24 protein-coding genes are annotated in these 23843 nt (G+C 32.7%); 13 read left to right on the forward strand and 11 right to left on the reverse strand.

What is annotated here, in order from left to right; all coding sequences use genetic code 11:
• Nucleotides 1–100 precede the first annotated feature (100 nt).
• The 3 genes from ACEN2I_RS16905 to ACEN2I_RS16915 form a co-directional block, all read right to left on the reverse strand.
• Entirely contained in the window at nucleotides 101–1789 is a 1689-nt protein-coding gene (locus ACEN2I_RS16905) for an ATP-binding protein (RefSeq protein WP_441767285.1), read from the reverse strand.
• A 171-nt stretch (nucleotides 1790–1960) separates the two neighbouring features.
• A complete protein-coding gene (locus tag ACEN2I_RS16910) occupies nucleotides 1961–2623 on the reverse strand; it encodes a response regulator (protein WP_441767286.1) in 663 nt (220 codons plus the stop codon).
• 165 nt (nucleotides 2624–2788) lie between these two features.
• Entirely contained in the window at nucleotides 2789–3202 is a 414-nt protein-coding gene (locus ACEN2I_RS16915; RefSeq protein ID WP_441767287.1) for a DUF4293 domain-containing protein, read from the reverse strand.
• A gap of 184 nt (nucleotides 3203–3386) precedes the next feature.
• On the opposite strand from ACEN2I_RS16915, the gene rho reads away from it, so the two are divergent.
• Nucleotides 3387–5177 (forward strand): transcription termination factor Rho, encoded by a 1791-nt coding sequence (rho, locus tag ACEN2I_RS16920; RefSeq protein ID WP_441767288.1) that lies wholly within the window; start codon nucleotides 3387–3389, stop codon nucleotides 5175–5177.
• Nucleotides 5178–5284: 107 nt separating this feature from the next.
• On the opposite strand, the gene ACEN2I_RS16925 is transcribed toward rho, so the two are convergent.
• From ACEN2I_RS16925 to ACEN2I_RS16940, 4 genes are all read right to left on the reverse strand, one after another.
• Nucleotides 5285–6301: a M28 family peptidase gene (locus ACEN2I_RS16925; RefSeq protein ID WP_441767289.1), complete on the reverse strand. Its 1017-nt coding sequence runs from the start codon at nucleotides 6299–6301 to the stop codon at nucleotides 5285–5287.
• Between the two features lie 7 nt (nucleotides 6302–6308).
• On the reverse strand, nucleotides 6309–7274 hold the full coding sequence (locus tag ACEN2I_RS16930) for a DUF3667 domain-containing protein (RefSeq protein ID WP_441767290.1): 966 nt from the start codon (nucleotides 7272–7274) through the stop codon (nucleotides 6309–6311).
• A gap of 107 nt (nucleotides 7275–7381) precedes the next feature.
• A complete protein-coding gene (locus ACEN2I_RS16935; protein WP_441767291.1) occupies nucleotides 7382–8158 on the reverse strand; it encodes a dienelactone hydrolase family protein in 777 nt (258 codons plus the stop codon).
• A gap of 121 nt (nucleotides 8159–8279) precedes the next feature.
• On the reverse strand, nucleotides 8280–8732 hold the full coding sequence (locus tag ACEN2I_RS16940) for an Lrp/AsnC family transcriptional regulator (RefSeq protein WP_441767292.1): 453 nt from the start codon (nucleotides 8730–8732) through the stop codon (nucleotides 8280–8282).
• Between the two features lie 152 nt (nucleotides 8733–8884).
• Between ACEN2I_RS16940 and rocD the strand changes: the two genes are divergently transcribed.
• The 11 genes from rocD to moaA all read left to right on the forward strand — a co-directional run bounded on the left by rocD (nucleotide 8885) and on the right by moaA (nucleotide 18436).
• On the forward strand, nucleotides 8885–10138 hold the full coding sequence (gene rocD / locus ACEN2I_RS16945) for an ornithine--oxo-acid transaminase (RefSeq protein ID WP_441767293.1): 1254 nt from the start codon (nucleotides 8885–8887) through the stop codon (nucleotides 10136–10138).
• Nucleotides 10139–10326: 188 nt separating this feature from the next.
• Nucleotides 10327–10779, forward strand: a complete 453-nt coding sequence (locus ACEN2I_RS16950; protein ID WP_441767294.1) for a DUF1810 domain-containing protein — start codon at nucleotides 10327–10329, stop codon at nucleotides 10777–10779.
• A gap of 554 nt (nucleotides 10780–11333) precedes the next feature.
• Nucleotides 11334–12506 carry a molybdopterin molybdotransferase MoeA gene (locus tag ACEN2I_RS16955; protein ID WP_441767295.1) on the forward strand — a complete coding sequence of 391 codons (1173 nt, stop codon included), beginning with the start codon at nucleotides 11334–11336 and terminating at the stop codon, nucleotides 12504–12506.
• Nucleotides 12507–12605: 99 nt separating this feature from the next.
• Nucleotides 12606–13352 carry a sulfite exporter TauE/SafE family protein gene (locus tag ACEN2I_RS16960; RefSeq protein WP_441767296.1) on the forward strand — a complete coding sequence of 249 codons (747 nt, stop codon included), beginning with the start codon at nucleotides 12606–12608 and terminating at the stop codon, nucleotides 13350–13352.
• 32 nt (nucleotides 13353–13384) lie between these two features.
• Nucleotides 13385–13957 (forward strand): molybdenum cofactor guanylyltransferase, encoded by a 573-nt coding sequence (locus ACEN2I_RS16965; protein WP_441767297.1) that lies wholly within the window; start codon nucleotides 13385–13387, stop codon nucleotides 13955–13957.
• 6 nt (nucleotides 13958–13963) lie between these two features.
• Entirely contained in the window at nucleotides 13964–14758 is a 795-nt protein-coding gene (gene cobA / locus ACEN2I_RS16970) for a uroporphyrinogen-III C-methyltransferase (protein ID WP_441767298.1), read from the forward strand.
• Nucleotides 14758–14994 (forward strand): MoaD/ThiS family protein, encoded by a 237-nt coding sequence (locus ACEN2I_RS16975; protein ID WP_441767299.1) that lies wholly within the window; start codon nucleotides 14758–14760, stop codon nucleotides 14992–14994. The genes cobA and ACEN2I_RS16975 overlap by 1 nt, the downstream gene beginning before the upstream one ends.
• Nucleotides 14995–15004: 10 nt before the next feature.
• A complete protein-coding gene (moeB, locus tag ACEN2I_RS16980) occupies nucleotides 15005–16084 on the forward strand; it encodes a molybdopterin-synthase adenylyltransferase MoeB (RefSeq protein WP_441767300.1) in 1080 nt (359 codons plus the stop codon).
• A 10-nt stretch (nucleotides 16085–16094) separates the two neighbouring features.
• On the forward strand, nucleotides 16095–16526 hold the full coding sequence (locus ACEN2I_RS16985) for a molybdenum cofactor biosynthesis protein MoaE (protein ID WP_441767301.1): 432 nt from the start codon (nucleotides 16095–16097) through the stop codon (nucleotides 16524–16526).
• A gap of 1 nt (nucleotide 16527) precedes the next feature.
• The gene (moaCB, locus tag ACEN2I_RS16990; RefSeq protein WP_441767316.1) at nucleotides 16528–17442 is read left to right on the forward strand and encodes a bifunctional molybdenum cofactor biosynthesis protein MoaC/MoaB; all 915 of its coding nucleotides are present in this window, start codon (nucleotides 16528–16530) and stop codon (nucleotides 17440–17442) included.
• A complete protein-coding gene (gene moaA, locus ACEN2I_RS16995; protein WP_441767302.1) occupies nucleotides 17429–18436 on the forward strand; it encodes a GTP 3',8-cyclase MoaA in 1008 nt (335 codons plus the stop codon). The genes moaCB and moaA overlap by 14 nt, the downstream gene beginning before the upstream one ends.
• A 157-nt stretch (nucleotides 18437–18593) precedes the next feature.
• Here the strand turns inward: moaA and ACEN2I_RS17000 are convergent, their stop codons facing one another.
• From ACEN2I_RS17000 to ACEN2I_RS17010, 3 genes are all read right to left on the reverse strand, one after another.
• Nucleotides 18594–19199 carry a hypothetical protein gene (locus tag ACEN2I_RS17000; RefSeq protein WP_441767303.1) on the reverse strand — a complete coding sequence of 202 codons (606 nt, stop codon included), beginning with the start codon at nucleotides 19197–19199 and terminating at the stop codon, nucleotides 18594–18596.
• A gap of 363 nt (nucleotides 19200–19562) precedes the next feature.
• On the reverse strand, nucleotides 19563–20840 hold the full coding sequence (locus ACEN2I_RS17005) for a DUF2130 domain-containing protein (RefSeq protein WP_441767304.1): 1278 nt from the start codon (nucleotides 20838–20840) through the stop codon (nucleotides 19563–19565).
• 199 nt (nucleotides 20841–21039) lie between these two features.
• The gene (locus ACEN2I_RS17010) at nucleotides 21040–21921 is read right to left on the reverse strand and encodes a LysR family transcriptional regulator (RefSeq protein ID WP_441767305.1); all 882 of its coding nucleotides are present in this window, start codon (nucleotides 21919–21921) and stop codon (nucleotides 21040–21042) included.
• Nucleotides 21922–22134: 213 nt separating this feature from the next.
• Between ACEN2I_RS17010 and ACEN2I_RS17015 the strand changes: the two genes are divergently transcribed.
• A complete protein-coding gene (locus ACEN2I_RS17015) occupies nucleotides 22135–22842 on the forward strand; it encodes a class I SAM-dependent methyltransferase (protein ID WP_441767306.1) in 708 nt (235 codons plus the stop codon).
• Nucleotides 22843–22937: 95 nt separating this feature from the next.
• On the opposite strand, the gene ACEN2I_RS17020 is transcribed toward ACEN2I_RS17015, so the two are convergent.
• Nucleotides 22938–23768 carry a M57 family metalloprotease gene (locus tag ACEN2I_RS17020; protein WP_441767307.1) on the reverse strand — a complete coding sequence of 277 codons (831 nt, stop codon included), beginning with the start codon at nucleotides 23766–23768 and terminating at the stop codon, nucleotides 22938–22940.
• Nucleotides 23769–23843 lie beyond the last annotated feature (75 nt).

Genomic DNA, 23843 nt, shown 5'->3' on the forward strand with positions numbered 1-23843 from the left:
TAATTATACAAAAAAAAACGTTTCTAATATTTTAGAAGCGTTTTTTTGTTAAAATTGAATTTCTAAATTAAAAAATTATGAAATCGAAAGTGGAGTTCACTTAAACATTTAAAGGTATACTAATCATAACAGATGTTCCTTCGTTAATTTGTGATCTTACATTAAATTGCCCATTCAAATTGTTTATTCTGGCTTTGATTTGATTTAGTCCAAAACCTTCAATAAAATTAAATTTTTTAATATCAAATCCTTTTCCGTTATCAGTAATCTCAATAATCATTTCGTTATTGTTTTCAATCAATGAAACTTGAGCTTTACTGGCCTGACTATGTTTGATTATATTATTTAAAAGTTCAGAAATTATAAAATAAAGCCTCGTTTCAAACTTTTCGGTATATCTTTTTTTGATTGGAATAGTATTAACAAATTCAAAATGTAAAGTCGAATTGGAGTATTTTTCGCATAAATCATCAAGAGCATATAACAATCCAAAACGAGCCAATAAAGATGGAATAAGATCATGGGAAAGATCACGAACCTTATCATGTGTTTCATCTAATATTAATTTTGTTTTTGTAATTTCAACAGGAAGGCTTTTGTGTTGTGATAAAAAGACATTTAAATGCATGCCTGCTGAAGATAAAGAAGCGCTAATGGTATCATGCAAAAATAAAGCAATCTTCTTTCGTTCGTTTTCCTGTCCATCAATACTGGCGTTAATGATATTTTGATTTATTTTATTTTCAATATCTTTTATTCTGTTTTTTTGTTTCAGTTTTGTATTTTGATAAAAAAAGTAAAATAAAATAAGGCTAATTAGAAATAAAGACAAAATAATTGTTGTCATCTTGTTTTTACGAGCACTTTCAGAATGAAATAATTTTTCTTTTTTTTTACTTTCAATTCCCATTTTGTCTATTTCACGCTTGTATTCATCAATTTCAAGATTAATTCCTGCAATTTTTGCTTTTTTAGCCTTGTCTTCAAGATTGATTTGATCTGTTAATTCTTTAAAGGCATTTAGGTTTTTGTATGCACCTTCAAATTTTTTATTTTTTGATAAAAATTTCGCATATTCCAGATAGAGGTATGATAAGTCGGTTTTTTCATCATACTTTATCGCATTTTTTATTCCCTTTTGAAAATAATAATTAGCTTTTTGATTATCTTTTTTATGAGTATAATGCATCCCATTAAGCATATCTGTAACAGCAATAGTTGTTTCTATTCCATATTTATTAGAGTATTTATTGATGTATTTTAGATAAGGATATCCTTTGGAGAAATGTCCAATGTCAAAATAGGCCCATGCAATGTTAAGTTTGGTTAGAAAAATTTGTGAGGAATCTTTAGTAGCTCTACTGTAATGCAGTGATCTTATATAATATGAAATTCCTTTTTCGTATTTTTTTTTATCAAAACAATAAATATTACCAATGTTGTTGTAAAGCCAGTTTTGAAGTTCTAAATTATTAGATTTTTCCGCATAAATTAAGCTTTTTTGATAATAAAACAAGGCTCTGTCAGGTTCTAGTATTCCATCAAAATTAGCTGCAATTGTGTTATATGCTTTTCCAATTAGATAATTGTTTTGTGATAAAAGAGAATGATTTAAAAGTAATCTGGATTGTATTAGTGATTTTTCGTAGTTTTCTTTATGAAGGTTAAAAGTGGCTTCATCATAAAGTTTTAATAATTCTTTTTGAGAAAAGCTTCTATTTTGGCTTATAGAGTATGTGCAAAAAAGTAATAAACAAATAGTTGTTATAAAATTACGATAAACCGACATGTTGAAAAATTAGTGGTGCAAATATAGTTTATAATTTAAAATTAAATGTATAATAATTTTGTGTGTTATTTTTCAGAAAAAAAACACATTTTTTTTAAATATAGACTATTTGCGAAAAGGGTACTAATTTGTATATTTATGTAGCTTGAAATAATGATTTTTTTGAAACCATTACGATTTAATCAAATTGTTTTTTATAGCATATTTAACAAGCCCAATGGTATTTTTTGTCTGTAGCTTTTTCATGATATTTTTGCGATGTGTTTCTACAGTATTAGTGCTGATAAATAATTGCTCGCTAATTTCTTTCCCACTGTATTCAAGCGAAATTAGGGTTACAATTTCTAATTCACGAGAAGTCAATACAGAGTTTTCAGTAATAAATGTCTTGTTTAATTTAGGATTATTCTCTGTAAAAGTGTTGAATATTTTCTCTCTTACGGAATTACAAAAATATTCTTCACCCTGGTTCACGAATTCAATAGCTTCAATAATGTTTTCGCCGGCACATTTTTTTGTGAGATAACCACTGGCTCCTAGATTCATTACTTCCTTAATAATTTTTAAATCATCATAGCTGGACAAGATTATGACTTTGCAGGGATATCCTTTTTGATGAAATTCTTTTAAGACTTCTATTCCGTCTTTTTCAGGCATACTCAGATCCAGTACCAAAATATGGGCATTGTTAGCCGTTACTTCATCAAAAATATTCAACCCGTTAGAGGATGAGCCTACAATTTCGAACTCAGAAACAGTACTTAATAAATTGGTCAATCCATCTATAAGTACTAAATGGTCATCGGCGAGGTGTATTCTTATTTTATTTGTCATAAAGAGATTTAAATAACAATAGCGAAATTATGAAAATTCTACTAGTAATATTGGATTTATAAAGTTTATTTTCTTTGTTTGTTAGTAAATATAGTGAATTTTCCACAAAAAAACCCGAATCATATAATTCGGGTTCTCTTCGCGCAATAAACTAAGTTTATAGGTTTATCTCAAACGATCCACAGATTTTACGAGATCTTCATCCTTTTTGATGGCCTTATTAGCTAAAACTAATAATACGATAGCAACAATTGGTAGAAACATCCCAATACCTTTCTCAGAAACAGTAGCTGCTTCTCCAGATAAATTTAGTGAGCGGTAAACAAATAATCCTAATAAAATTAAATTTAATATTATGTTCAGTCTGCCCATAACAAACTGATTTTGTCTTTTTTTGTATGAAATGATACTGATGATAGTAAGCATAGTGCTTAATCCCAATAAGATAGTGTAAAACTGGTCCTGCATAAAATAAAAAGGTTTTCCATTGTTTGTTGTCCAAAGAGGAACAAAAAACAGCAAAACGCCTGTTGTCAAAAAGGTAAGCAGTAAATATATCGTTTGAATTCTTTGTATCATGACCTGAAATTGTTTTACAAAAATATATTTTCTTTTTTATAAATACTATTGTATGATAAAATTTTATTCGTATTATTGCATCATAATACCGTAAGCACTTCATACTGCGGTCAATTCAAAATAATTATCTACCTATTTTTTTTACAGTATTTTCCTTTAAAATAATTAAATTCATAGAACATTCATGTTTGATATTTCTGCATTAAAAGAAATGAAGCTTTCTGAGCTTCAAGAAATAGCTAAGTTAGCTAAAACTATAAAGTTTAATGGTGTCAAAAAAGAGACTCTAATAAGTCAGATTCTAGCACATCAAGAGACTACTAATGCACCAACTGCTATAGAAGCGGCAGATGATGATAAACCTAAAAGAGCCAGAATAGTTCCTGCAAAAAAAGCAGCCATTTCAAAAAATGCTCCAGTTCTTGAATTTGATAGAGTAGAGGAAACTCCTGAAAAAGTTGAAACTCCGGTAATTTCAAAACAAAAATCAAAAGTTTTGGAAGCTTTACAACCAGAAGAAATTGTTGAAACTCCGGTTGTAGAGAAAAAAGGACCTAAAATTGTGAAATTTAGTAAGTCCGCTTACGAGAAAAAAGTCGCTTTGCAAAAAGAAAAGGAAGCGGTAAAAGAAGGCAATGCTGAAGAAACAGTTGAAACAGAAACTAATGCTCCTATAGCTGCTCCTGCACCTGAAAAAACTGAAGGAAATACTCCGGTAAAAAAGATTAATCCAAATCAGAATAAAAACCAAAATCCAAACCAAAACCCGAATCAGAATCCAAATCAAAACGGAAATAATGGTAACCCAAATCCAAATCATAAAAACAAAAAGAATAATTTCAGGGATTCAGACTTTGAATTTGACGGAATTATAGAAAGTGAAGGTGTTCTTGAAATGATGCCTGACGGTTACGGATTTTTACGTTCATCCGATTATAATTATTTAGCTTCTCCGGATGATATTTATTTATCAACTTCGCAAATCAGATTGTTCGGTCTTAAAACCGGAGATACTGTAAAAGGAGTGGTTCGTCCTCCTAAAGAAGGCGAAAAGTTTTTTCCGCTTGTAAGAGTGTTAAAAATTAACGGTCATGATCCACAGGTTGTACGTGACAGGGTTTCTTTTGAACATTTAACTCCGGTCTTTCCCTCAGAAAAATTTAAATTAGCCGAAAAAGGCAGCTCAGTTTCAACCCGTATTATCGATTTATTTTCTCCAATAGGAAAAGGGCAGCGTGGTATGATAGTCGCACAACCGAAAACGGGTAAAACCATGTTGTTAAAAGATATTGCTAATGCGATTGCCGCCAATCATCCAGAAGTTTATCTGATCGTTCTTTTGATTGATGAGCGTCCTGAAGAGGTTACTGATATGCAAAGAAGTGTTCGTGGAGAGGTTATCGCATCTACTTTCGACAGAGAACCGCAAGAACACGTGAAAATTGCAAACATTGTTCTTGAAAAAGCAAAGCGTCTGGTAGAATGCGGACACGATGTAGTAATTCTTTTAGATTCGATTACCCGTTTAGCAAGAGCTTATAATACCGTTCAGCCTGCTTCTGGTAAAGTTTTAAGTGGAGGTGTTGATGCGAATGCACTTCAAAAACCAAAACGCTTTTTTGGAGCGGCAAGGAATGTAGAAAACGGAGGGTCATTAAGTATCATCGCAACAGCATTAACAGAAACAGGTTCTAAAATGGATGAGGTTATCTTTGAAGAATTTAAAGGTACGGGTAATATGGAACTTCAATTAGATCGTAAAATTGCTAATAAACGTATTTTCCCTGCAATCGATCTTACTTCATCAAGTACTCGTCGTGACGATTTATTATTAGACGAAAAAACATTACAAAGAATGTGGATCATGCGTAAATATCTGTCAGATATGAACCCGGTAGAATCTATGGACTTTGTAAACGAACGCTTCAAGAAAACCAGAAATAACGAAGAGTTTTTAATTTCTATGAATGACTAGGAAGAAAGTTCTAAGTTTTTTTGAGATTGTAAAAAAACTAAATGAATATAAAAAGGGATGAGTTAAACTCATCCCTTTTTGGTTTTTAAACACTTGAAGTCTTAGAACTATTTCTTATCCACAATCGGTCTATTCTCTCTATTAGCTAAATCCCAGGCAACAACAAATGCTAGTTGAGTTCTTTTAGTTAAGGCATCGTATTCTATTTTTTGTGGCTCATCACCTTTTCCATGATAATCTTCGTGAACTCCGTTAAAGAAGAACACTGCCGGAATACCATGTTTTGCAAAGTTATAATGATCAGAGCGCTCATAAAAATGATTTGGATCTTTAGGATCATTAAACTTAAAATCTAAATCTAACTTAGTGTATTTTTCATTTTGAGCTACGACAATGTTGTGTAAATCTGATGATAATCTATCAGCACCAATTACGTATACGTAATTGTTCGTATTAGCATGTTCAACATCACGACGACCAATCATATCAATATTGATATCAGTGATAGTGTTGGTGATTGGGAACAATGGATTTTCAGAATAGTAACGGGAACCGTGTAAACCATGTTCTTCACCTGTTACATGCAGGAATAAAATAGAACGTTTTGGTCCGTGACCTTCTTTTTTAGCTTTAGCGAAAGCTTTTGCCATCTCAATTACGGCTACTGTTCCGGATCCATCATCATCAGCTCCGTTATAAATATCACCATCTTTAATGCCTACGTGGTCATAATGAGCAGAAATTACCAGCACTTCATCCGGTTTTTCAGAACCTTCAATATAGGCCCAGATGTTTTCAGAATCTGGTAGGTTTTCATTGTGTCTGGCATTCAAAAAAGCTGCCGGAATATGTTGGTAGTAATCAGTTGCCCCTTTAGGAAACGAAACCCCATTTTTTTTATATTGCTCAATCATGTAAAGGCCTGCTTTTTTCTGTCCTTTTGAGCCAGTTTCGCGCCCCTCCATTTCATCTGAAGCAACTACATACAACATGGCTTTTAAATCTTTTTGGGTAATGGTCTTTGCGTACTTAGTTGGATCTGAATTGTCTTTAGGAACAACTGACTGCGCATTTTTACATGAAAATGTTGAGACAATTAATAACAGAATTATAATTTTTTTCATTAGGGGGTTAGTGTAAATTAATGAATATGTAAAAAACATAAAAAGTTAGCAAAAATACAATAAAAATGGAATTTATAATGAATAAGAATACACTTTTAATAAAGGAAACAATTCTGCTTTCTCCATAAAAACGATGGTGAGCAGGATAAAAATAGTAAGACATCCAGATTATGCCAACAAAATTTGTAATATCCGCTATAAAACTTAAACTGTTTCCAAAGAGATCAACAATTTTCTGGAAGATAAAAAGAATTAGGAATATTAAAAGCAAAAATGAAAAATAATGCAGCGTAAATATCCCGTGATCAAAATAATACCATTTCTTTTTATCGTGAAAAATCCACAAAAAGAAAGCAAAGAAAGGCATGATGATAAATAATATTTTGGGAATATTATGAACAAATGATTCAATGAACTTTTCTATAATTTCTGCTTTTGTATTGTTTTCTGTCACATGTACTACTTTTTCATAAACCCAATATTGAAAATCGGTATACTTTTCACTTTCTTTTCCGTATTTTTGAATAGAGTCAATTTCTTTCAGTGACGCTAATTTAAAATGTGTACTTTTATTAAATGTCTTAATGTTTAAATTGTCAGTTTTCTCGAGTTTTGAAGTAATTTCTTTTTCACTCTTATTTAAATTTTCACTTACATGAGAAGGAAATAGTGCAATCACAAGAAAAGTAATAAAACTGATAAAAATATAAAGACGAACCGGAGCCAGATAAGACAATCGTTTTCCGGATAAATATTCTTTAGTTAATGTTGAAGGTTTGAAAAGCAGGTTTTTAATCGTTTTCCAAAAAGCATTTTCATAATGCGTTAAATCTTCAAAGAAATGAATGAATAAATGATGAAATGTCTTTCGGCTATCTGTGTTTTCCTGGCCGCAGTTTGGACAAAATTTTTGTTCTACAACGTGCCTGCAGTTTAAACACGTTTTGTCTTTTCGAATCGGACTATGTGACATTGGTTATTAATTGAAGTGATTTATGGTTTAGTTTTGTTGACACAGATTAAAAAGATTTTTTAAAATCTGTATCAATCCGTTTAATCTGTGGGCTATTTTTTAAAAGTTTATTTTTTCAATACTTCATTCAGAAAAAGCTGTAAATGTTCAAAGGAGCGTTTTGCAGCAACAGCATTGTAAGCAGCACCTTTTGAGTTGTCGCTTCCAGCCTCAGGGTTAGTAAATGAGTGTACAGCATTCGCATAATAGATCATTTGCCAATCGGCTTTTGTGTCACGCATTTCCTGTTGAAAAGCAGTAATTTCTGCTGCAGATTCATAAGGATCATCTGCTCCGTGGCAAATCAAAACTTTTGCAGTAATTGTTTCAAGCGGTCTTGAAGCATCTTTACCTAAGCCGCCATGAAATGAAGCGACACCTTTTACGTTCAAATGACCACGCGCAGCTTCCAAAACTCCTGTTCCTCCAAAACAATATCCAATAGCTGCAATATTATCAGCATTTGCACCTGATTTGATTAATTGGTCTAAAGCCAATTGAATTCGTTTTTGATACTCTTGATAGTTTGTTTTAAAAAAACCGGCTTGTTTTCCTGCTTCTGAAGTGTTCGTTGGATAATTTCCTTCGCCATAAATATCAGCGATAAAAACATGGTATCCTAGTTTTGATAAATTCGCTGCAATTTCTTTAGAAGCATTATCAATTCCAAGCCAGGCTGGCAAAAGTAAAATACCGGGATTGTGATTGCTTTTTTTAGCAGTTTTTATCGATAATCCGTTTAAAACCTGATTTCCGTCATTGTATCTCACGGTCTTTAATTGTGCATTCATAGTATTGCTAAGAGATAAGAGGATAGCTAAAAATAAAAGAGCTGTTTTTTTCATAATTTTCACAATTTTAAACAAATATCTGAAATATTATGGTACAACAAACCTCAAAAGATGTTTTCTTTTGAGGTTTCTATAAAGAATTTAAATAATTGAAAATTATCAGTTTAGAAGTGATTTATAAAGTAATATTTCTTTTAAAAGCACAGCCTAATTCTACAATAGAATCGGTTTTGGCAATACCTGAAATCCGATCAATTTTTTCATAAAGCACTTGTCTCATGTGTTCGTGATTTTTAGCTATTATTTTTATGTACAGTGTAAAAGAACCGGTTACATAATAACATTCTGTAATTTCTGGTATGGCTTTTAATTCTTCAATAATTCTGTCTGAATCAGAATCTTTATTGAGTGTGATTCCTGTAAAAGAAGCCCAGTCATAACCAATTTTTTTCTCATTAACCAAAGGTTTAATTCCCGAGATAATACCTTGTTCGATCAAACGACTTACACGTTGATGTACCATGGTATTTGAAATTTTTAATGTGGTAGCAATGGATGAAAATGACATTCTGCCATCTTTTTCTAACTCGTTTATAATTTTGATGTCAAATTTATCTAATGTATCCATTTTTATTAGTTTTAAAATTAAATTGACTTTTATGTTTTAAGTATTTAATTAAATTGACTTTTAATAATTAAAATAAAGTCAAAAGTATTGATTTATATTGTAAAATAACATAATATCATTATTTTTGTAAAAGATTTTAAAAAATTATAATCATGCCACATACACAAGAAATTCTTTCATCAAAATCGGAGGTTTTGATCGAAAAAGAAAATAAATACGGAGCTCATAATTACCATCCGCTTCCTGTAGTTTTAGAAAAAGGAGAAGGGGTGTATGTCTGGGATGTTGATGGAAAGAAATATTACGATTTCTTATCCGCTTATTCTGCGGTCAATCAAGGGCATTGTCATCCTAAAATTGTAGGGGCAATGGTAGAGCAAGCGCAAAAACTGACCTTGACTTCCCGTGCTTTTTACAATGATCAATTAGGAAATTACGAAGAGTTTGTAACCAATTATTTTGGTTTTGATAAAGTTCTGCCAATGAATACAGGAGCTGAAGCCGTTGAAACAGCACTTAAACTTTGTAGAAAATGGGCTTACGAAGTAAAAGGAATTCATGAAAACTTGGCGCAAATTATTGTTTGTGAAAATAATTTTCACGGAAGAACAACAACGATTATTTCGTTTTCGAATGATGAAAGCGCCCGTAAAAGTTTTGGGCCTTTTACAGAAGGGTTTATAAAAATTGAATATGATAATCTGGATGCTTTGGAAAAAGTATTGGAATCTTCTAAAAATATAGCAGGTTTTCTTGTCGAACCAATTCAGGGAGAAGCCGGAGTTTATGTTCCGAACGAAGGATATTTAGCGAAAGCAAAAGCACTTTGTGAAAAACATAATGTATTATTCATTGCTGATGAAGTGCAAACCGGAATTGCGCGTACAGGAAAATTACTGGCCGTTCACCATGAAAATGTACAGCCTGATATTTTAATTTTAGGGAAAGCGATTTCCGGAGGTGTTTATCCAGTTTCGGCTGTTTTGGCAAATAACGAAATTATGAATGTAATTAAACCCGGACAGCATGGTTCTACTTTTGGCGGAAATCCGGTTGCAGCATCGGTTGCTATTGCGGCTCTTGAAGTGGTAAAAGACGAAAAATTAGCAGAAAATGCAGAACGTTTAGGAATCATTTTAAGAAAAGGATTAAACGAAATTGCTGAACGTAATACCTTAATTACGTTGGTTCGTGGAAAAGGTTTGCTGAATGCTATCGTAATCAATTGTAATGAAGAATCAGATTTAGCCTGGGAAATTTGCCTAAAATTCAGAGATAACGGTTTATTAGCAAAACCTACGCACGGAAATAAAATTCGTCTGGCTCCGCCTTTGGTAATTACAGAAGATCAAATAAAAGAATGCCTTGAGATTATTGAAAAATCTTTAAATGATTTCAAAAATTAAATTTTAGTCTTACAAAAGAGTTAAATTCAGCTGCGATTCATTTGGTTCGTGGCTGTTTTATTTTACACAAATTGGAATTATATAATGAAATGGATTAATTGTATAAATTTTAAATTGTGAATGTGAGTAGTTTTGAAAACTTTACAAACAAGACCTAAATTTGTTTAACCTTATAAAAAACACATCAGATGGCTTACGCAAATAATGATTTAACACGCTTTTTAGATGCACAAAACAAACTTTATCTTACGGCTCACTCCGAACTAAAAAAAGGCAAAAAAGAAACACACTGGATGTGGTTTATTTTTCCACAAATAAAGGGCTTAGGAAAAAGTACAATAGCAAATCATTATGCTATTGCAGATCTTAAAGAAGCAGAAGGTTTTTTAAATCATCCTATCTTAGCGAAACATTTGATTGAGATTTGTAACGTGTTATTAGAATATAAAACAAAATCAATTGAGGCTATTTTGGGAGAATTAGATGCCAGAAAACTTCGTTCTTCGATGACTCTTTTTACTCAGGTAGAAAATGCCGATCCTATATTTCAGGAAATACTGGATGTCTTTTTCTCAGGATATTCAGATCCGCTTACTTTGTCAAAAACAGAAGTTTTATTAGAAATTGCTGTCGCATCCTAAATTTTACTTTCTTATTAGTTATATAAATCAAAAAGCGATTGTTTTTCGGACAATCGCTTTTGTTATAATTGCTTAAAATATCAAAAAAACAATTAATTTTTAGTCGCTGCCCCTTGAATCACTTCATTTTTTTGTTTGAATTTACTATATTGAACTACTCAGGTTTTTTCTGCCCAGTCAAAATATTTAGACGGGAGATCATTTAAAATTCGCAGATTTTGCTGTACAACATTTTTGGTCCCGCATCTTTCATTTTCTAAATTATAATGTTCCATTGGTAAGACGAATAGATAGAAACCAGTTTTTATTTACCTTTCCTAAGTGCTATGTCTCCAGCTCTTTTAGAGAATATGAAAAGATTACGTTTTACTTCTAAAGCACTTTTTTTTCAAAACCAGAATTTTTTAAATGAACTGATTTTATTTAAACGTTGATATCAAATAAATTAGAGTAATTTTATAAATAGAAAATTAAATTAATTTTTTTTAACTACACTAGTGATAAATACTTATATTTGTAATAAGTATTTGTACTTAGTTTTATATTTTTGGTAAATGATACAAGTAAATGAGGCTTTAATAACCATAGCAGAAAATAGCTCAAAAATGCCGTTGCAAAAAAAGGCAGTGAGTAAAGCTCTGGGATATGTTCTGGCAGAAACGATATATTCGCCCATTGCAATGCCGCCTTTCCGACAATCAGCGATGGATGGTTATGCTTTCATACATAGTGAAAAACAGCAATATGATGTTGTAAGCAGTTCACAGGCAGGGGATCATTCTAATATAAAACTGAAAAATAACGAAGCAGTCCGAATTTTTACAGGTGCTTTTGTTCCGGATGATGCTGATACCGTTGTGATGCAAGAGCATGTAATGGCCACGGAAAATTCAATATTGATTACCAGAATGCCGGAGCAATTTGCAAATGTTCGTGCAAAAGGGGAGCAAATTAATAAAGATGAAATAGTTTTTGAAGCCAATACTCTAGTCACACCGGCTGCAATTGGTTTTTTGGCTTGTCTTGGAATTACAGAAATTACAGTTTACAAAAAACCGAAAATTGCCATTTTGGTTACTGGAAACGAATTGGTAAAACTGGGCAAAAAACTGCCAAAAGGTAAAATTTATGAAAGCAATTCAGTAATGTTGCAGGCTGCGCTTCAGACAATAGGTATAAACAAAACAAAAGTTTTTAAAGTAAAGGATAATCTTAAAACAACAAAAAAGGCTTTAAAAGCAATATTGACAAAACATGATGTTGTTTTAATTTCGGGCGGAATTTCAGTTGGCGATTATGATTTTGTAAAAGAAGCATTACTCAAAAATGGAGTAGAAGAACTCTTTTATAAAATCAATCAGAAACCAGGAAAACCAATGTTTTTTGGCAAAAAAGAGGAAACTTTGGTTTTTGCTTTACCAGGAAATCCAGCTTCATCATTGACTAATTTTTATATTTATGTTTGTCCGGCAATTAAAAACAAAATGGGTTTTTCTGTAATTCATGTAACAAAAATTATTCGAAAATTAAACTCAGATCTTACAAATGACACAGGTAAAACTTTGTTCTTAAAAGCTAAATATGACGAAACAACTGTTACTGTTTTAGAGGGGCAAAGTTCGGCAATGCTTAATACTTTTGCCGTAGCAAATAGCTTATTAATCGTACCGGAAGATGTAGAACAATATAAAAAAGGACAATTTGTAACATTGCTGCCAATTGATTAGAATAAAGAGGGAAGAATTTGAGCCTTAAGATGCAGTGTTTAAAATTAAACATATAGTAAAGAACCTGAAACCTGAAACAAAGAAAACCTGAAACAAAAAATGCAGTTACTTACTTTTGAAAATATAATCTTATTCAGCTTTACATTAATAGTAATTGCATTTCTGTATTCCAGTGTAGGACACGGCGGAGCATCTGGTTATTTGGCTTTAATGACCATTTTTGCTTTTCCCGTTGCGATTATGAAACCTTCGGCATTATTATTAAATTTATTTGTTTCAAGTATTTCTTTCTTCTTTTATTACAGGATGAATTATTTTAAACCAAAGTTGTTTTATCCATTTGCAATAGCTTCAATTCCGGCAGCATTTATTGGAGGATTTGTTACTTTAGACAATACGATTTATAAAGTTATTTTAGGAATTGTATTAGTTTTTGCAGCTCTTAGATTATTTGGAATATTTAATTTTGAAGAAAAAGAATCGGTTCAGATAAAATTACCTTTTGCGTTGGCAATTGGATCTATAATTGGATTGTTATCCGGAATGCTGGGTATTGGCGGCGGGATTATTTTAAGTCCAATTTTATTGTTTTTTGGATGGGCTTCGGTTAAGGAATCAGCGGCAATTTCAAGTCTGTTTATATTTGTAAATTCATTTGCAGGAATGTTAGGATTTCTTATGGGAGGAAAAATAATTCCGACAGAAAGTTTTTATTTGGTTCCCATTGCAGTAGTCGGAGGCGTTTTAGGAGGTTTTTACGGAAGTGGATATTTCTCCAACAAAACCTTAAAAATAGTTTTGGGAACAGTGATTTTAATGGCAAGCATAAAATTGATTTTTCCTTAAAAGAAGATGGTTAAACCTGAAACAAATTAATTATGAAAAAACTAACAGCATTTATTCTTTGCGGAGGAAAAAGTTCCCGAATGCAGTCAGAGAAAGGATTGGTTTTGTTCCAGGAAAAACCATTTATAGAGCATATTATTCAGGCTATTTTGCCGGTAACCGAGCATATTCAGTTGGTTACAAATACAGAAGATTATGATTATCTGCCTTATCAAAAAATAGCTGATATTGTTAATGACAAAGGACCTTTGGGAGGAATTTTTACAGCATTGACAAATTCTGAAACCGAATTCAACCTGATTTTGAGTTGTGATATTCCATTGATTTCTTCAGAATTGTTAACGGAATTAATTTCAAAACACAATCAGGAAGCTCACATTGCCATTTTTGCCACAGAAAGCAGAGTACATCCGCTAATCGGAATTTATTCAAAAGCATTATTGCCGGTTATCAAAGAAACAATTGAGAATGATGACCTTAAAATGATGAATTTTTTAGCAAAAGTTCCTCATCAGATTATAAAAATAGAAGAAAGTGAAAACTTTCCTTTAACCAATATTAATTCGGCTGACGAATTAAATGACCTGAATATCAATTTAAGTTAACAGATTATGCAAAACGTAAGAACACCAAAATTAACAGTAGTTGGCGCAGGGCCTGGAGATGCTGAATTGATTACGCTAAAAGCTATAAAAGCTTTAGAAGATGCTGACGTAGTTTTGTATGATGCTTTAGTAAATGAAGAGTTGCTCCAATATGCCACCAACAAAGCAGAAATTGTTTTTGTAGGTAAAAGATTGGGCTGTCATGCTTACACACAGGATCAAATCAATGAATTAATTGTTTCAATGGCAAATCGTAATGGTCATGTAGTGCGTTTAAAAGGTGGTGATCCGTTTGTTTTTGGACGTGGAAGCGAAGAAATTGAATACTCGGAAAAATTTGGATTGGAAACAGCAGTTGTTCCCGGAATTTCATCAGCACTTGGTGTTCCTGCTTCAGTTGGAATCAGCCTGACCCAACGCAAAATTGCAGAAAGTTTTTGGGTAATTACAGGCACAACATCCAATCATGAATTGTCTAAAGATGTTCATTTGGCTTCAAAATCTGCTGCAACTGTTGTAATTCTAATGGGAATGCACAAATTGGATCAAATCATTTCGATTTATAAAGAAAATCGTAATGATGATTTGCCAATTGCCATCATTCAGAACGGAACTAAAAATTCAGAGCAAAAAGTAGTGGGAAACATTAGTTCGATCACTAAATTAGTTACTGAAAAAAATATTTCATCACCAGCAATTATTGTGATTGGTGAAGTGGTGAAAAATACTTCAAAATTGAACTCTTATTTTAAGGAACATTTTGAAGACGAATTTATATATCAGAATTTAAATTTAGAATAATGATTGAGATTAAATATTTTGGAGCTGTAGCTGAAAAAACCAAATGTGAGTTCGAAAAAGTTGATTTTTCTGAAGTTTCGCTGCAACAATTATTGCAGGATTTAGAAATAAAATACCAATTCGATTCCCTTAATTTTAGTGTGGCTGTCAATCAAAAAATAGTACCAAAAACAACCGAATATAAATTGCTGACAAGTGATGTTGTCGCTTTATTACCTCCTTTTGCAGGAGGATAAATGAGTTTTTATGAAAGATTCAACACGTTACAACCGACAAATAATGCTGCCTGAAATAGGAGAGGATGGTCAGTATAAATTATCAAAAGCAAAAGTTTTGATAATTGGAACAGGGGGGTTAGGTGCGGCTATTTTGCCTTATTTGGCTGCTGCTGGTGTAGGTGAGATCGGAATTGTTGATGATGACATTATCGAAGTTTCCAATTTGCAGCGTCAGGTTATTTACAAAACTTCGGCTGTTGGAAAATATAAAGTTGAAGAAGCAAAAACAATGGTTTCAGAATTAAATCCGTTAGTAAAAATTAATGCGATTGCAGAGAGACTTTCAGGAAAAAACGCGATTGATTTATTTGAAAGTTATGATATTATTGTAGATGCCACGGATAATATTCAAATAAAATATTTAATAAATGATGCCTGCCTCATCACAAATAAACCAATGGTTTACGGATCTATTTTTAGGTTTCAGGGTCAGGTTTCAGTTTTTAACTATCAAAATGGTCCGACTTACAGATGTTTATATCCAGACGAAAATAGTTCATCTGCGAATTGTACAGATGCTGGCGTTATCGGAATTTCAGTCGGAATTATTGGCATGTTTCAAGCCAATGAAGTAATAAAAATAATTCTAGAGGTGGGAGAGGTGTTGAGGGGTAAGGTACTGGTTTATAATGTTTTAAATAATGAACAGCAAAAGTATGACTTTGAAAAGAATAGTTCTTTTTATTTAGATAAAATAGCCTTTGAAGAAAAATATAAAACTGTACAAAACGTTACAGATGAAATTGATGCAGCGACTGTCTTGAATCAAATGGATTCGTATGAAGTACTTTTTTTAGATGTTCGAAATTTGGATGAGCTTCCTAAAATTAATTTCAAAAACGGAATTCAGATTCCGTTAATGAATTTAGAAAACGAAATTGATAAACTGAATTCAGATCAAACTATTTATGTGTATTGTCAATCGGGAATCAGAAGTAAAATGGCGATTGAACAGCTTCAGAAAAAGAATTTCAAGAACATAAAAAGTATTACCGGAGGCGCTTTGGCATTGAACCAATTATTCAAAAAAGAATCGCTTTCGATTTAAAATATAAAAAATGAGTAAAAATGTATTTATAGAAGGACCAATTTCTCCTGAATTTATCGCTGAGTCGATTGCCAAACACCAATCCAAACATACGATTGGTGCCCATAATATTTTTCTGGGTCAGGTTCGTGCAGATATGATTCATGAAAATGCGGTTGTAGCCATTGATTATTCGGCTTACACGGACATGGCGAACGAAGCTCTGCATGCCATTCGTGAAAAAGCATTCGCTAAATTTGACTTAACCTGCATGCACATTTATCACAGCTTAGGCGTGGTAAAAACGGGTGAAATTTGTCTGTTTGTTTTCGTTTCGGCAGCAAGACGCAAACAAGTTTACGAAGCTACAGAAGCAATCGTCAACTGGATTAAAACAGATGTACCTATTTTTGGTAAAGAAATGTTTGAAAACGATACATTCACATGGAAACAAAACACCTAAAATGGTAGATATTACGCATAAAATAAGCACTTTAAGAGCCGCAACCGCTACAGCAATTGTCAAAGTGAGCAGACAGGGAACAATTGATGCTGTTTTGAATAATCTGGTTCCGAAGGGGAATGTGCTTGAAATGGCAAAAACAGCCGGATTGTTTGCCGTAAAAAACACGCATTTATCAATTCCCGATTGTCATCCAATTCCAATTGAATTTACATCGGTTGAATATAAAATTGAGGGTTTAACAATTCAGATTATTTTTAATGTAAAAACAGTTTACAAAACAGGAGTTGAGGTCGAAGCGATGCACGGTGCTTCTATTGTAGCATTGACAATGTATGACATGCTGAAACCAATCGATAAAGAAATTGAAATTTCAACCATCAAATTAATCAATAAAGAAGGCGGAAAATCGTCTTTCAAAAATAAGTTTCCAAACATAATTAAAGCAGCTGTCTTTGTTTGTTCCGATTCGATTTTTGCAGGAGGCAAAGAAGATGGTTCCGGAAAAATCATAGTTGAAAAGTTAGAATCTTACGGAGTTGAAACAACACATTATGAAATCATTCCTGATGAGATTGATATGATTCAGAACAGAACTAAAGCTTTTGCAAAAGAATGTCAATTGGTTATTTTTACCGGAGGAACAGGATTGTCTCCGCGAGATGTAACTCCCGAAGCATTGTCACCATTACTGGAAAGCAGAATTCCGGGAATTGAAGAAGCCATTCGTAATTATGGACAGCAGCGAATGCCGTATGCCATGTTATCCAGAACAGTTGCAGGGACATTAGGGAAAAGTCTGGTTTTGGCTTTGCCGGGATCAACAAAGGGAGCCAGGGAATCTATGGATGCCGTTTTTCCGCATATAATGCACGTTTTTCATATTTTAAAAGGAAAAAATCATGACACCCTCTAAAACCATTTTAACGGATGATTTTGGGCGAAAGCACAATTATTTGCGCATTTCGCTGCTGGAGAAATGCAATCTGCGTTGTACGTATTGCATGCCTGCTGACGGAATTGCATTGTCTCCAAAAGCCAGTTTAATGACGGCTGAAGAGATTTTTGCAATTGCGCAGACTTTCACAGAAAATGGTGTGGACAAAATCAGACTGACAGGAGGAGAACCTTTATTACGAAAAGATTTCCCTGAAATAATTTTGAAATTAGCAACTTTAGACACTTCACTTTCAATTACAACCAACGGAATCCTTATCGATCGTCATATTGCGGTTTTAAAGCAGTCTAACATAAAAAAAATTAATTTAAGTTTAGATACACTGGTTGCTTCTAAATTTCATTCCATAACGCTTCGAAATCAGTTTGAGAAAGTAATTGATAATCTGCATTTGCTTTTGAATCATGATTTTCAGGTGAAAGTAAATGTAGTATTGATGAAAGGTTTCAATGAAAATGAAATTATTGATTTTGTTCAATTGACTCAATTTTTGCCACTTTCTATCCGATTTATAGAGTTTATGCCTTTTGCTGGAAACGATTGGGACAGAAGCAAGATGGTATCACAGAAAGAAATTTTATCACAAGTGGAAGAGTATTTTTCTTTAGACAAAATTCAAAAACTGCATGACGAAAAAAACTTCACCGCCAGAACGTATAAAATTGAAGGTTTTCATGGGGATTTCGGAATTATAAGCTCCATTACCAATCCGTTTTGTGATGGCTGTAACCGAATTCGCCTGACAGCAAACGGAAAAATCAAAAACTGCCTTTTCTCAAACTCTGAAACCGATTTGCTGACCGCTTTTAGAAAAGGAAAATCGATTACTGAATTGATTTCAACATCAATCAAGAACAAGAAAAAAATAAGATCAGGAATGGTTACCATTTCTGAAATGGATGACCCTGATTTGCATTTTGATAATCGAAGTATGATTGCGATTGGAGGATAAATTTTCTGATGATTTTGTCTTTGCGAGTTACAAAGCAATCTCACTAATATTCGCAACTGTTTTGGATATGCTGAATATGCTTGCTACTTTCCTTGCCATGACTTGTATTAGGCAATAAAAAAGGTTCAACTTTATTCAAGTTAAACCTTTTTTGATATTATTTTTTCTTTTTAGCTTTGGCTTTTTTTTGAGACTTTGCTTTCTTTTTTGCTATTTTTTTTGCCTTAGCTTTATCCTTGGCTTTTTTAGCTTTTTCTTTTTTCTTTGCTTTTGCTTTTAGTTTTGCTTTTTTGGCTTTTTCTTTCTTTTTGTCCTTTTTAGCTTTTTCTTTTTTCTTAGCTAATTTCTTTTTCTCTTTTTCCTTTTCTTTGTCTTTCACTTTTTTAGTTTTTTTTGCGGTTTTATCCTTTTTAGTTTTTTCAATTGAAACCGCTTCGTTAGTATTCTCGTTCTCTTCTTTTACTTCTGGATCAGTTGTTTGTGTAGCCGTAGTCTTACTCTCTGGTTTTGCAGCCGCTGTTACTGCTTTTTTTCTAGTAGCTGGTTTAACCGGAGCTTTAGTTGTTGCAGTTTTTACAGTTGCAGTACTTGTTTTAGGTGTATTTGTTTTAGCTGTTTCAGCTTTAACCGGTACAGTTTTACGGGCAGGTGCTTTTTTAACAGGTGTATTTTCAGTTTTTACAGGTTCTGTAACGGGCAGTACAGGGTCAGTTTTTGGAGAATCAATTTTCTCAGGATTCATTTCTTCAGTCTTTTTTTCCATAATTATAGGTGTGTTTTATTATGATTATCTTTACGAATGTAACCAAATCGTTAATTTACAGTTAAGTAAAGATAATTATAAAACAAGCTTCTCAATGTTAAGTTTTTCGATAAAAATTAATAATAAATTATTGAAAATGAGTTATTTGATTTTATTGCTAATAATGAAAATCAAAATTACTTAACAATTCTACATGGAAAACGAGGTAATGTACTTTCGAAGTAAGGTGTGTGACGTTTGTATGAAACGTCTTAAAAACTATAATCCTAGCCCAGATGGAAACGGCATCCTTTTATGGCGGGGTTCGCCATAAAAGATATAGTGTACAGCTGGAATAAGTTCCTGATGTTTATAAGTGAAAAGCTATTCTAATTCTTTAGGATCTTCGCTATCGTCCTCAATAAAATCCAATTCTAAGGCTCTTACGGTTTGTACTGCATTTCCGGCGATACCGCGAATGGAGCCATACATTCCTAACGTGTTATGCACTACTTTTTCGATTTGTTTTTCGCGTTGTTTCCAGATTCGCTGCATCGCTCTTTTTTCGGCATCAAGATCGCCCTGCATTTGTGTAAAACCTTCTACGATTCCTTCAATCTGTAAACGGAATTCATTGCTGGTTAAGAAATCATACAACATTGACATTTTATCGCCTTTGTTTTCCTGCGCCTGAACCGCCTGACTAACCTGAATTAAAGACTGGCGCAAAACGGCACTCAAACCTTTAAATTCTTCGTAAGTACAAATCCAGATTCCGTCGCGCATGCCCATTCGATCCATTCCGGTAGGCATTACTTCAGTCACTAAAACTCCAATATTGGCTCTTTTTGTTCTGATATCATTTTTAAATTTCTCAATCCAGGACGGCTGAAATGATTTGGTTCGCTTGCTTTCGTAATAAATAGAACCACAATTTTGTAGTTCACGTGTATTTACAATTTGCAGACAATCGGCACCATTAGCACCTTTTTTAACTTCATCAATACTGTCCAGCGGAAAATTATTTGCAAGCCATTCTTCAATCGCTAGTTCCATTACTTCGCCTTGCAGTTGCATAGAACCTTGTTCCTGCTTGCGTTTCATTTCTTCGATGAGCTTTTTCTGGTCATCAGATTGTTTTTGGTATTCTTTTATTTTAAGTTCGTTTTTTTCTTCTTCCTGTTTGCGGATTTTATCGCGTTCTAAAGCTAAGGTTGCGTTCAGTTGTTTTTGAGCTTCGGCTTCGATGGCTTCTTTCATCTCCAGTTTTTCACGTTGGAGTTTGGCAATTTCGGCTGTCATTTTATTCAATTCGCGAAGTTTTTCTGATTTTTCAGAAAGTTCTTTCTCCATCGAAAGCAAACGATCTTTATTTTCTTCGTCGAGTTTTGTTTTTAGTTTTTCAGTAATATCTTTTTCAGCTATCTTTTTTTCACGTTCAAGACGTTCAGCAAAAAGTTCGTTTTCCTGTTTCTTTTTGGCTTCAAATTCGGATTTGGCTTTTTCGAATTGTTCGTTTCTAAGTTCCAATTCTTGTTTTTGAGCATTGGCTTTTTGTTGATATTCTTTACGAATACTATCTTCTAATTGATGTTTTAAAATATCATTTACATCGATGGTAGTTCCGCAGTTTGGACACTGAATTGAAGATTGTTCAGCCATTTTTATTGATTTTTTAACGAGAATTATAATTTGCTAAGGTATTTAAAAGTTCTTTCTTTTTAAGGAATTTACTTGTGATAAATTGTAACTTTTTTTTTTCCACAAACTAAACGAATTTCAATAATTAGTCTGTATTTGTTTTCCTTGCGATCTGCAATTTAAGCATTTTTGTTTTTTAGTTTTTACGGGTTTACATAATTTAATTTTTAAATTTCAATAAAAAATCAACAGCAGATTTTGTAATTTCAGAATCATCTTCTTTTGAAGTAATTAATGAAACATTTGTATATAAATTGACTTTCTTCAATTCGATAAACCCAATTGCTGAGTCTGAATTTTTTTTGGCAATGTTAGATGGAACAATTGAAATTCCCAGTCCGTTTTTGACTAATTGTACGATGGAATTGATATTGTTAGATTCATGGACAACTTTCGGCGTAAAGCCATAAAACGCACACAATTCCAATAAGACCTCATGATAATGTGGAGCGTAATCTTTATTAAAAAACACAAAAGTTTCATCTTGTAGATTTGGAATTTCTTCTTCGGATTTAATTTGAATTAAACGCTTGTTATAAACCACCGAAAAACCATCCTGAAACCATAATTGCGACTTTATTTTAGGAGATTTTACGGGTGACCTAATAATTCCTAATTCGATTTTTCCTTGTTCTAAAGCATCAGTTTGTTTGGTTGTAGAAACTTCAAAAAGCTTGAAATTTACATATGGAAATTGTTCTTTCAGATGTTTTATCAAGTCAGAAATTGTACTTGAATAAATAGAACTGATATAAGCGATTCTGAATTCGCCAGAAATATTCTCGGCTATTTTTTTTGTTTTAATAGTAATGCGCTCCAGATTCTGAAAAATATTTTTTATTTCTTTTTCAAAATATTTTCCGGCTTCTGTTAGTTCTACTTTTTTGTTGTTTCTGATAAAGAGTTTTACCTGCAGTTCTTCTTCCAGTTCCATAATCTGCCTGCTCAATGGCGGTTGTGAAATAAAAAGTTTCTCAGAAGCTTTGGTAAAGTTTAATTCTTCGGCTACAGCCAAAAAATATTTCAAGTGACGTAATTCCATGATACTTTTAAGGTATTATTAATTGATAAAAATAGTATTTTTAAAGTATTAATGAAAAAAGTAGTTTTGAAAAAGAAAAATAATTCTCTCGCAGATTCGGCAGATAGGACAGACCATTATTAATATATTATTCTTAATCAAATATCCAGGTCAATAATAGTAAAAGATCCTCTAAATCTGCTAATCTACGGGAGACAAAAGACTAAAAAAACTATGAAAAAATCAACTATTGAAGAGATCAGAGCACGTTTTGACAATGATGTCGATCGCTTTTCAAATTTAGAAACCGGACAAGTAGCAACAATCGACGCTGCAATTTCTTTAGAATTAATTACAGAAGCTTCTAAAAGAATTGTTCCAAATGCAGTAAATGTTTTGGATATTGGCTGCGGTGCCGGGAATTATACTTTGAAAATGTTGTCTAAACTGCCAAATTTGAATAGCACTTTGGTCGATTTGAGTCTACCAATGTTAAATAGAGCTTTTGAAAGAGTTTCGCCAGTTACAAAAGGAAAAGTAGAAGTGAAACAAGGCGATATTCGTGAAGTCGAATTACCAGAAAATCAGTTTGATATTATTTTAGCCGGAGCGGTTTTGCATCATTTAAGGGATGATGAAGATTGGGAAACGACTTTTACTAAAATATTCAAATTGTTAAAACCGGGAGGCTGTTTTATGATTTCGGACTTGATTACGCAGGATACCGAATTGTTAAATGAATATATCTGGCAGCGTTATGGCGATTATTTGGAAGGGATTGGGGGTCCTGAATATCGCCAGAAAGTTTTGAATTACGTTGAGAAAGAAGACACACCAAGATCCATGAATTACCAATTGAATTTAATGAAAAAAGTTGGTTTTACCAGTGTCGAAATTTTACATAAAAATATGTGTTTTGGTGCTTTTGGCGGGATTAAGTAATAAAAGTATCGTGGAAAGATACCTAATAAAAGAGAAGCTGCCTCACACATGAAGCAGCCTCTTAATATTTTGTAAAGAGAACTTTAATTCAACTTCTAATATAGATAATTCAATGCTGTAACATCATTACTATTGAAAGCGCCTGTTTCACTTGAACTGAAACATGCTCTCATGTAAGAAGTTGAATCATAGCCTGAAGGTGTTCCAGGGATTAGGATTGCTCCAACACCGGCTGTTCCCTCGCTTGTATTTTGTCCACAACTTTGACGGCTGAACCAGTCTGTGTGACGTAAACCAATACAGTGTCCAATTTCGTGAGCAGCTACGTGTGCATTTACATTTGTTGAATAACTATCTAATCCGGAATACAATGTAACTGAATTGTAAGGATTTCCTCCTGAAGGGAAACCTGCTACTCCACCCGCAGATCCAGTCTGTCTTTTTACAACAATGTTTGCACCTGAAGTACTTGAACTAAATGTTAGTGTAAAATTAATAGACAATCCTAAATTATTGTATCTGTTTATTGCGGCTGTCAATCCATTACGCATAACTGTACTAAGAGCCGTTGTACCAGTTCCTGTTAATCCAACAACTTTGATAGTTTTTGGAGCAGATACTAAATTAGTAGTACGGTATTGTTCTGTGGTAATACCTCCGTGAAGATCCATTTTGTTTAATTGATCAGGAGTAATCATAATATCTCCTTCTATAAGAAATGCATCCTCGGTAGTACCATCCAATTTGGTGTTTTTAATCACCTGAACATCTGTGTTATTTAGCGATAGAGAACTAATTTTAGTTAACACCTCTGGTGTTACTTTTAGAGATCCTTGCTCTGATTGAACTGTTTCATCTTCTTTGTTGCATGACAACAGCGTTAGCGTTATAAATGATAAGGCTAAAATTGATTTAATTTTTTTCATAAATAGGTTATTTTTTAGGGTTTGTTAAAAATAAGTTGATAAAAAGGGGTTCTTTACAAAATATTTGTAATATTT

The organism is Flavobacterium sp. W22_SRS_FK3 (assembly GCF_052113665.1).
GTDB lineage: Bacteria > Bacteroidota > Bacteroidia > Flavobacteriales > Flavobacteriaceae > Flavobacterium.

Coding starts and splice junctions, on each gene's coding strand:
- ACEN2I_RS16950 (WP_441767294.1), top strand. CDS start 10,327: ATGGCTTACGCAAATAATGATTTAACACGCTTTTTAGATGCACAAAAC.
- ACEN2I_RS16910 (WP_441767286.1), bottom strand. CDS start 2,623: ATGACAAATAAAATAAGAATACACCTCGCCGATGACCATTTAGTACTT.
- moeB (WP_441767300.1), top strand. CDS start 15,005: ATGAAAGATTCAACACGTTACAACCGACAAATAATGCTGCCTGAAATA.
- ACEN2I_RS16940 (WP_441767292.1), bottom strand. CDS start 8,732: ATGGATACATTAGATAAATTTGACATCAAAATTATAAACGAGTTAGAA.
- ACEN2I_RS16935 (WP_441767291.1), bottom strand. CDS start 8,158: ATGAAAAAAACAGCTCTTTTATTTTTAGCTATCCTCTTATCTCTTAGC.
- ACEN2I_RS17010 (WP_441767305.1), bottom strand. CDS start 21,921: ATGGAATTACGTCACTTGAAATATTTTTTGGCTGTAGCCGAAGAATTA.
- rho (WP_441767288.1), top strand. CDS start 3,387: ATGTTTGATATTTCTGCATTAAAAGAAATGAAGCTTTCTGAGCTTCAA.
- moaA (WP_441767302.1), top strand. CDS start 17,429: ATGACACCCTCTAAAACCATTTTAACGGATGATTTTGGGCGAAAGCAC.
- moaCB (WP_441767316.1), top strand. CDS start 16,528: ATGGTAGATATTACGCATAAAATAAGCACTTTAAGAGCCGCAACCGCT.
- ACEN2I_RS16930 (WP_441767290.1), bottom strand. CDS start 7,274: ATGTCACATAGTCCGATTCGAAAAGACAAAACGTGTTTAAACTGCAGG.
- ACEN2I_RS16985 (WP_441767301.1), top strand. CDS start 16,095: ATGAGTAAAAATGTATTTATAGAAGGACCAATTTCTCCTGAATTTATC.
- rocD (WP_441767293.1), top strand. CDS start 8,885: ATGCCACATACACAAGAAATTCTTTCATCAAAATCGGAGGTTTTGATC.
- cobA (WP_441767298.1), top strand. CDS start 13,964: ATGCAAAACGTAAGAACACCAAAATTAACAGTAGTTGGCGCAGGGCCT.
- ACEN2I_RS17000 (WP_441767303.1), bottom strand. CDS start 19,199: ATGGAAAAAAAGACTGAAGAAATGAATCCTGAGAAAATTGATTCTCCA.
- ACEN2I_RS16915 (WP_441767287.1), bottom strand. CDS start 3,202: ATGATACAAAGAATTCAAACGATATATTTACTGCTTACCTTTTTGACA.
- ACEN2I_RS16905 (WP_441767285.1), bottom strand. CDS start 1,789: ATGTCGGTTTATCGTAATTTTATAACAACTATTTGTTTATTACTTTTT.
- ACEN2I_RS16965 (WP_441767297.1), top strand. CDS start 13,385: ATGAAAAAACTAACAGCATTTATTCTTTGCGGAGGAAAAAGTTCCCGA.
- ACEN2I_RS17015 (WP_441767306.1), top strand. CDS start 22,135: ATGAAAAAATCAACTATTGAAGAGATCAGAGCACGTTTTGACAATGAT.
- ACEN2I_RS16955 (WP_441767295.1), top strand. CDS start 11,334: ATGATACAAGTAAATGAGGCTTTAATAACCATAGCAGAAAATAGCTCA.
- ACEN2I_RS16975 (WP_441767299.1), top strand. CDS start 14,758: ATGATTGAGATTAAATATTTTGGAGCTGTAGCTGAAAAAACCAAATGT.
- ACEN2I_RS17005 (WP_441767304.1), bottom strand. CDS start 20,840: ATGGCTGAACAATCTTCAATTCAGTGTCCAAACTGCGGAACTACCATC.
- ACEN2I_RS16925 (WP_441767289.1), bottom strand. CDS start 6,301: ATGAAAAAAATTATAATTCTGTTATTAATTGTCTCAACATTTTCATGT.
- ACEN2I_RS16960 (WP_441767296.1), top strand. CDS start 12,606: ATGCAGTTACTTACTTTTGAAAATATAATCTTATTCAGCTTTACATTA.
- ACEN2I_RS17020 (WP_441767307.1), bottom strand. CDS start 23,768: ATGAAAAAAATTAAATCAATTTTAGCCTTATCATTTATAACGCTAACG.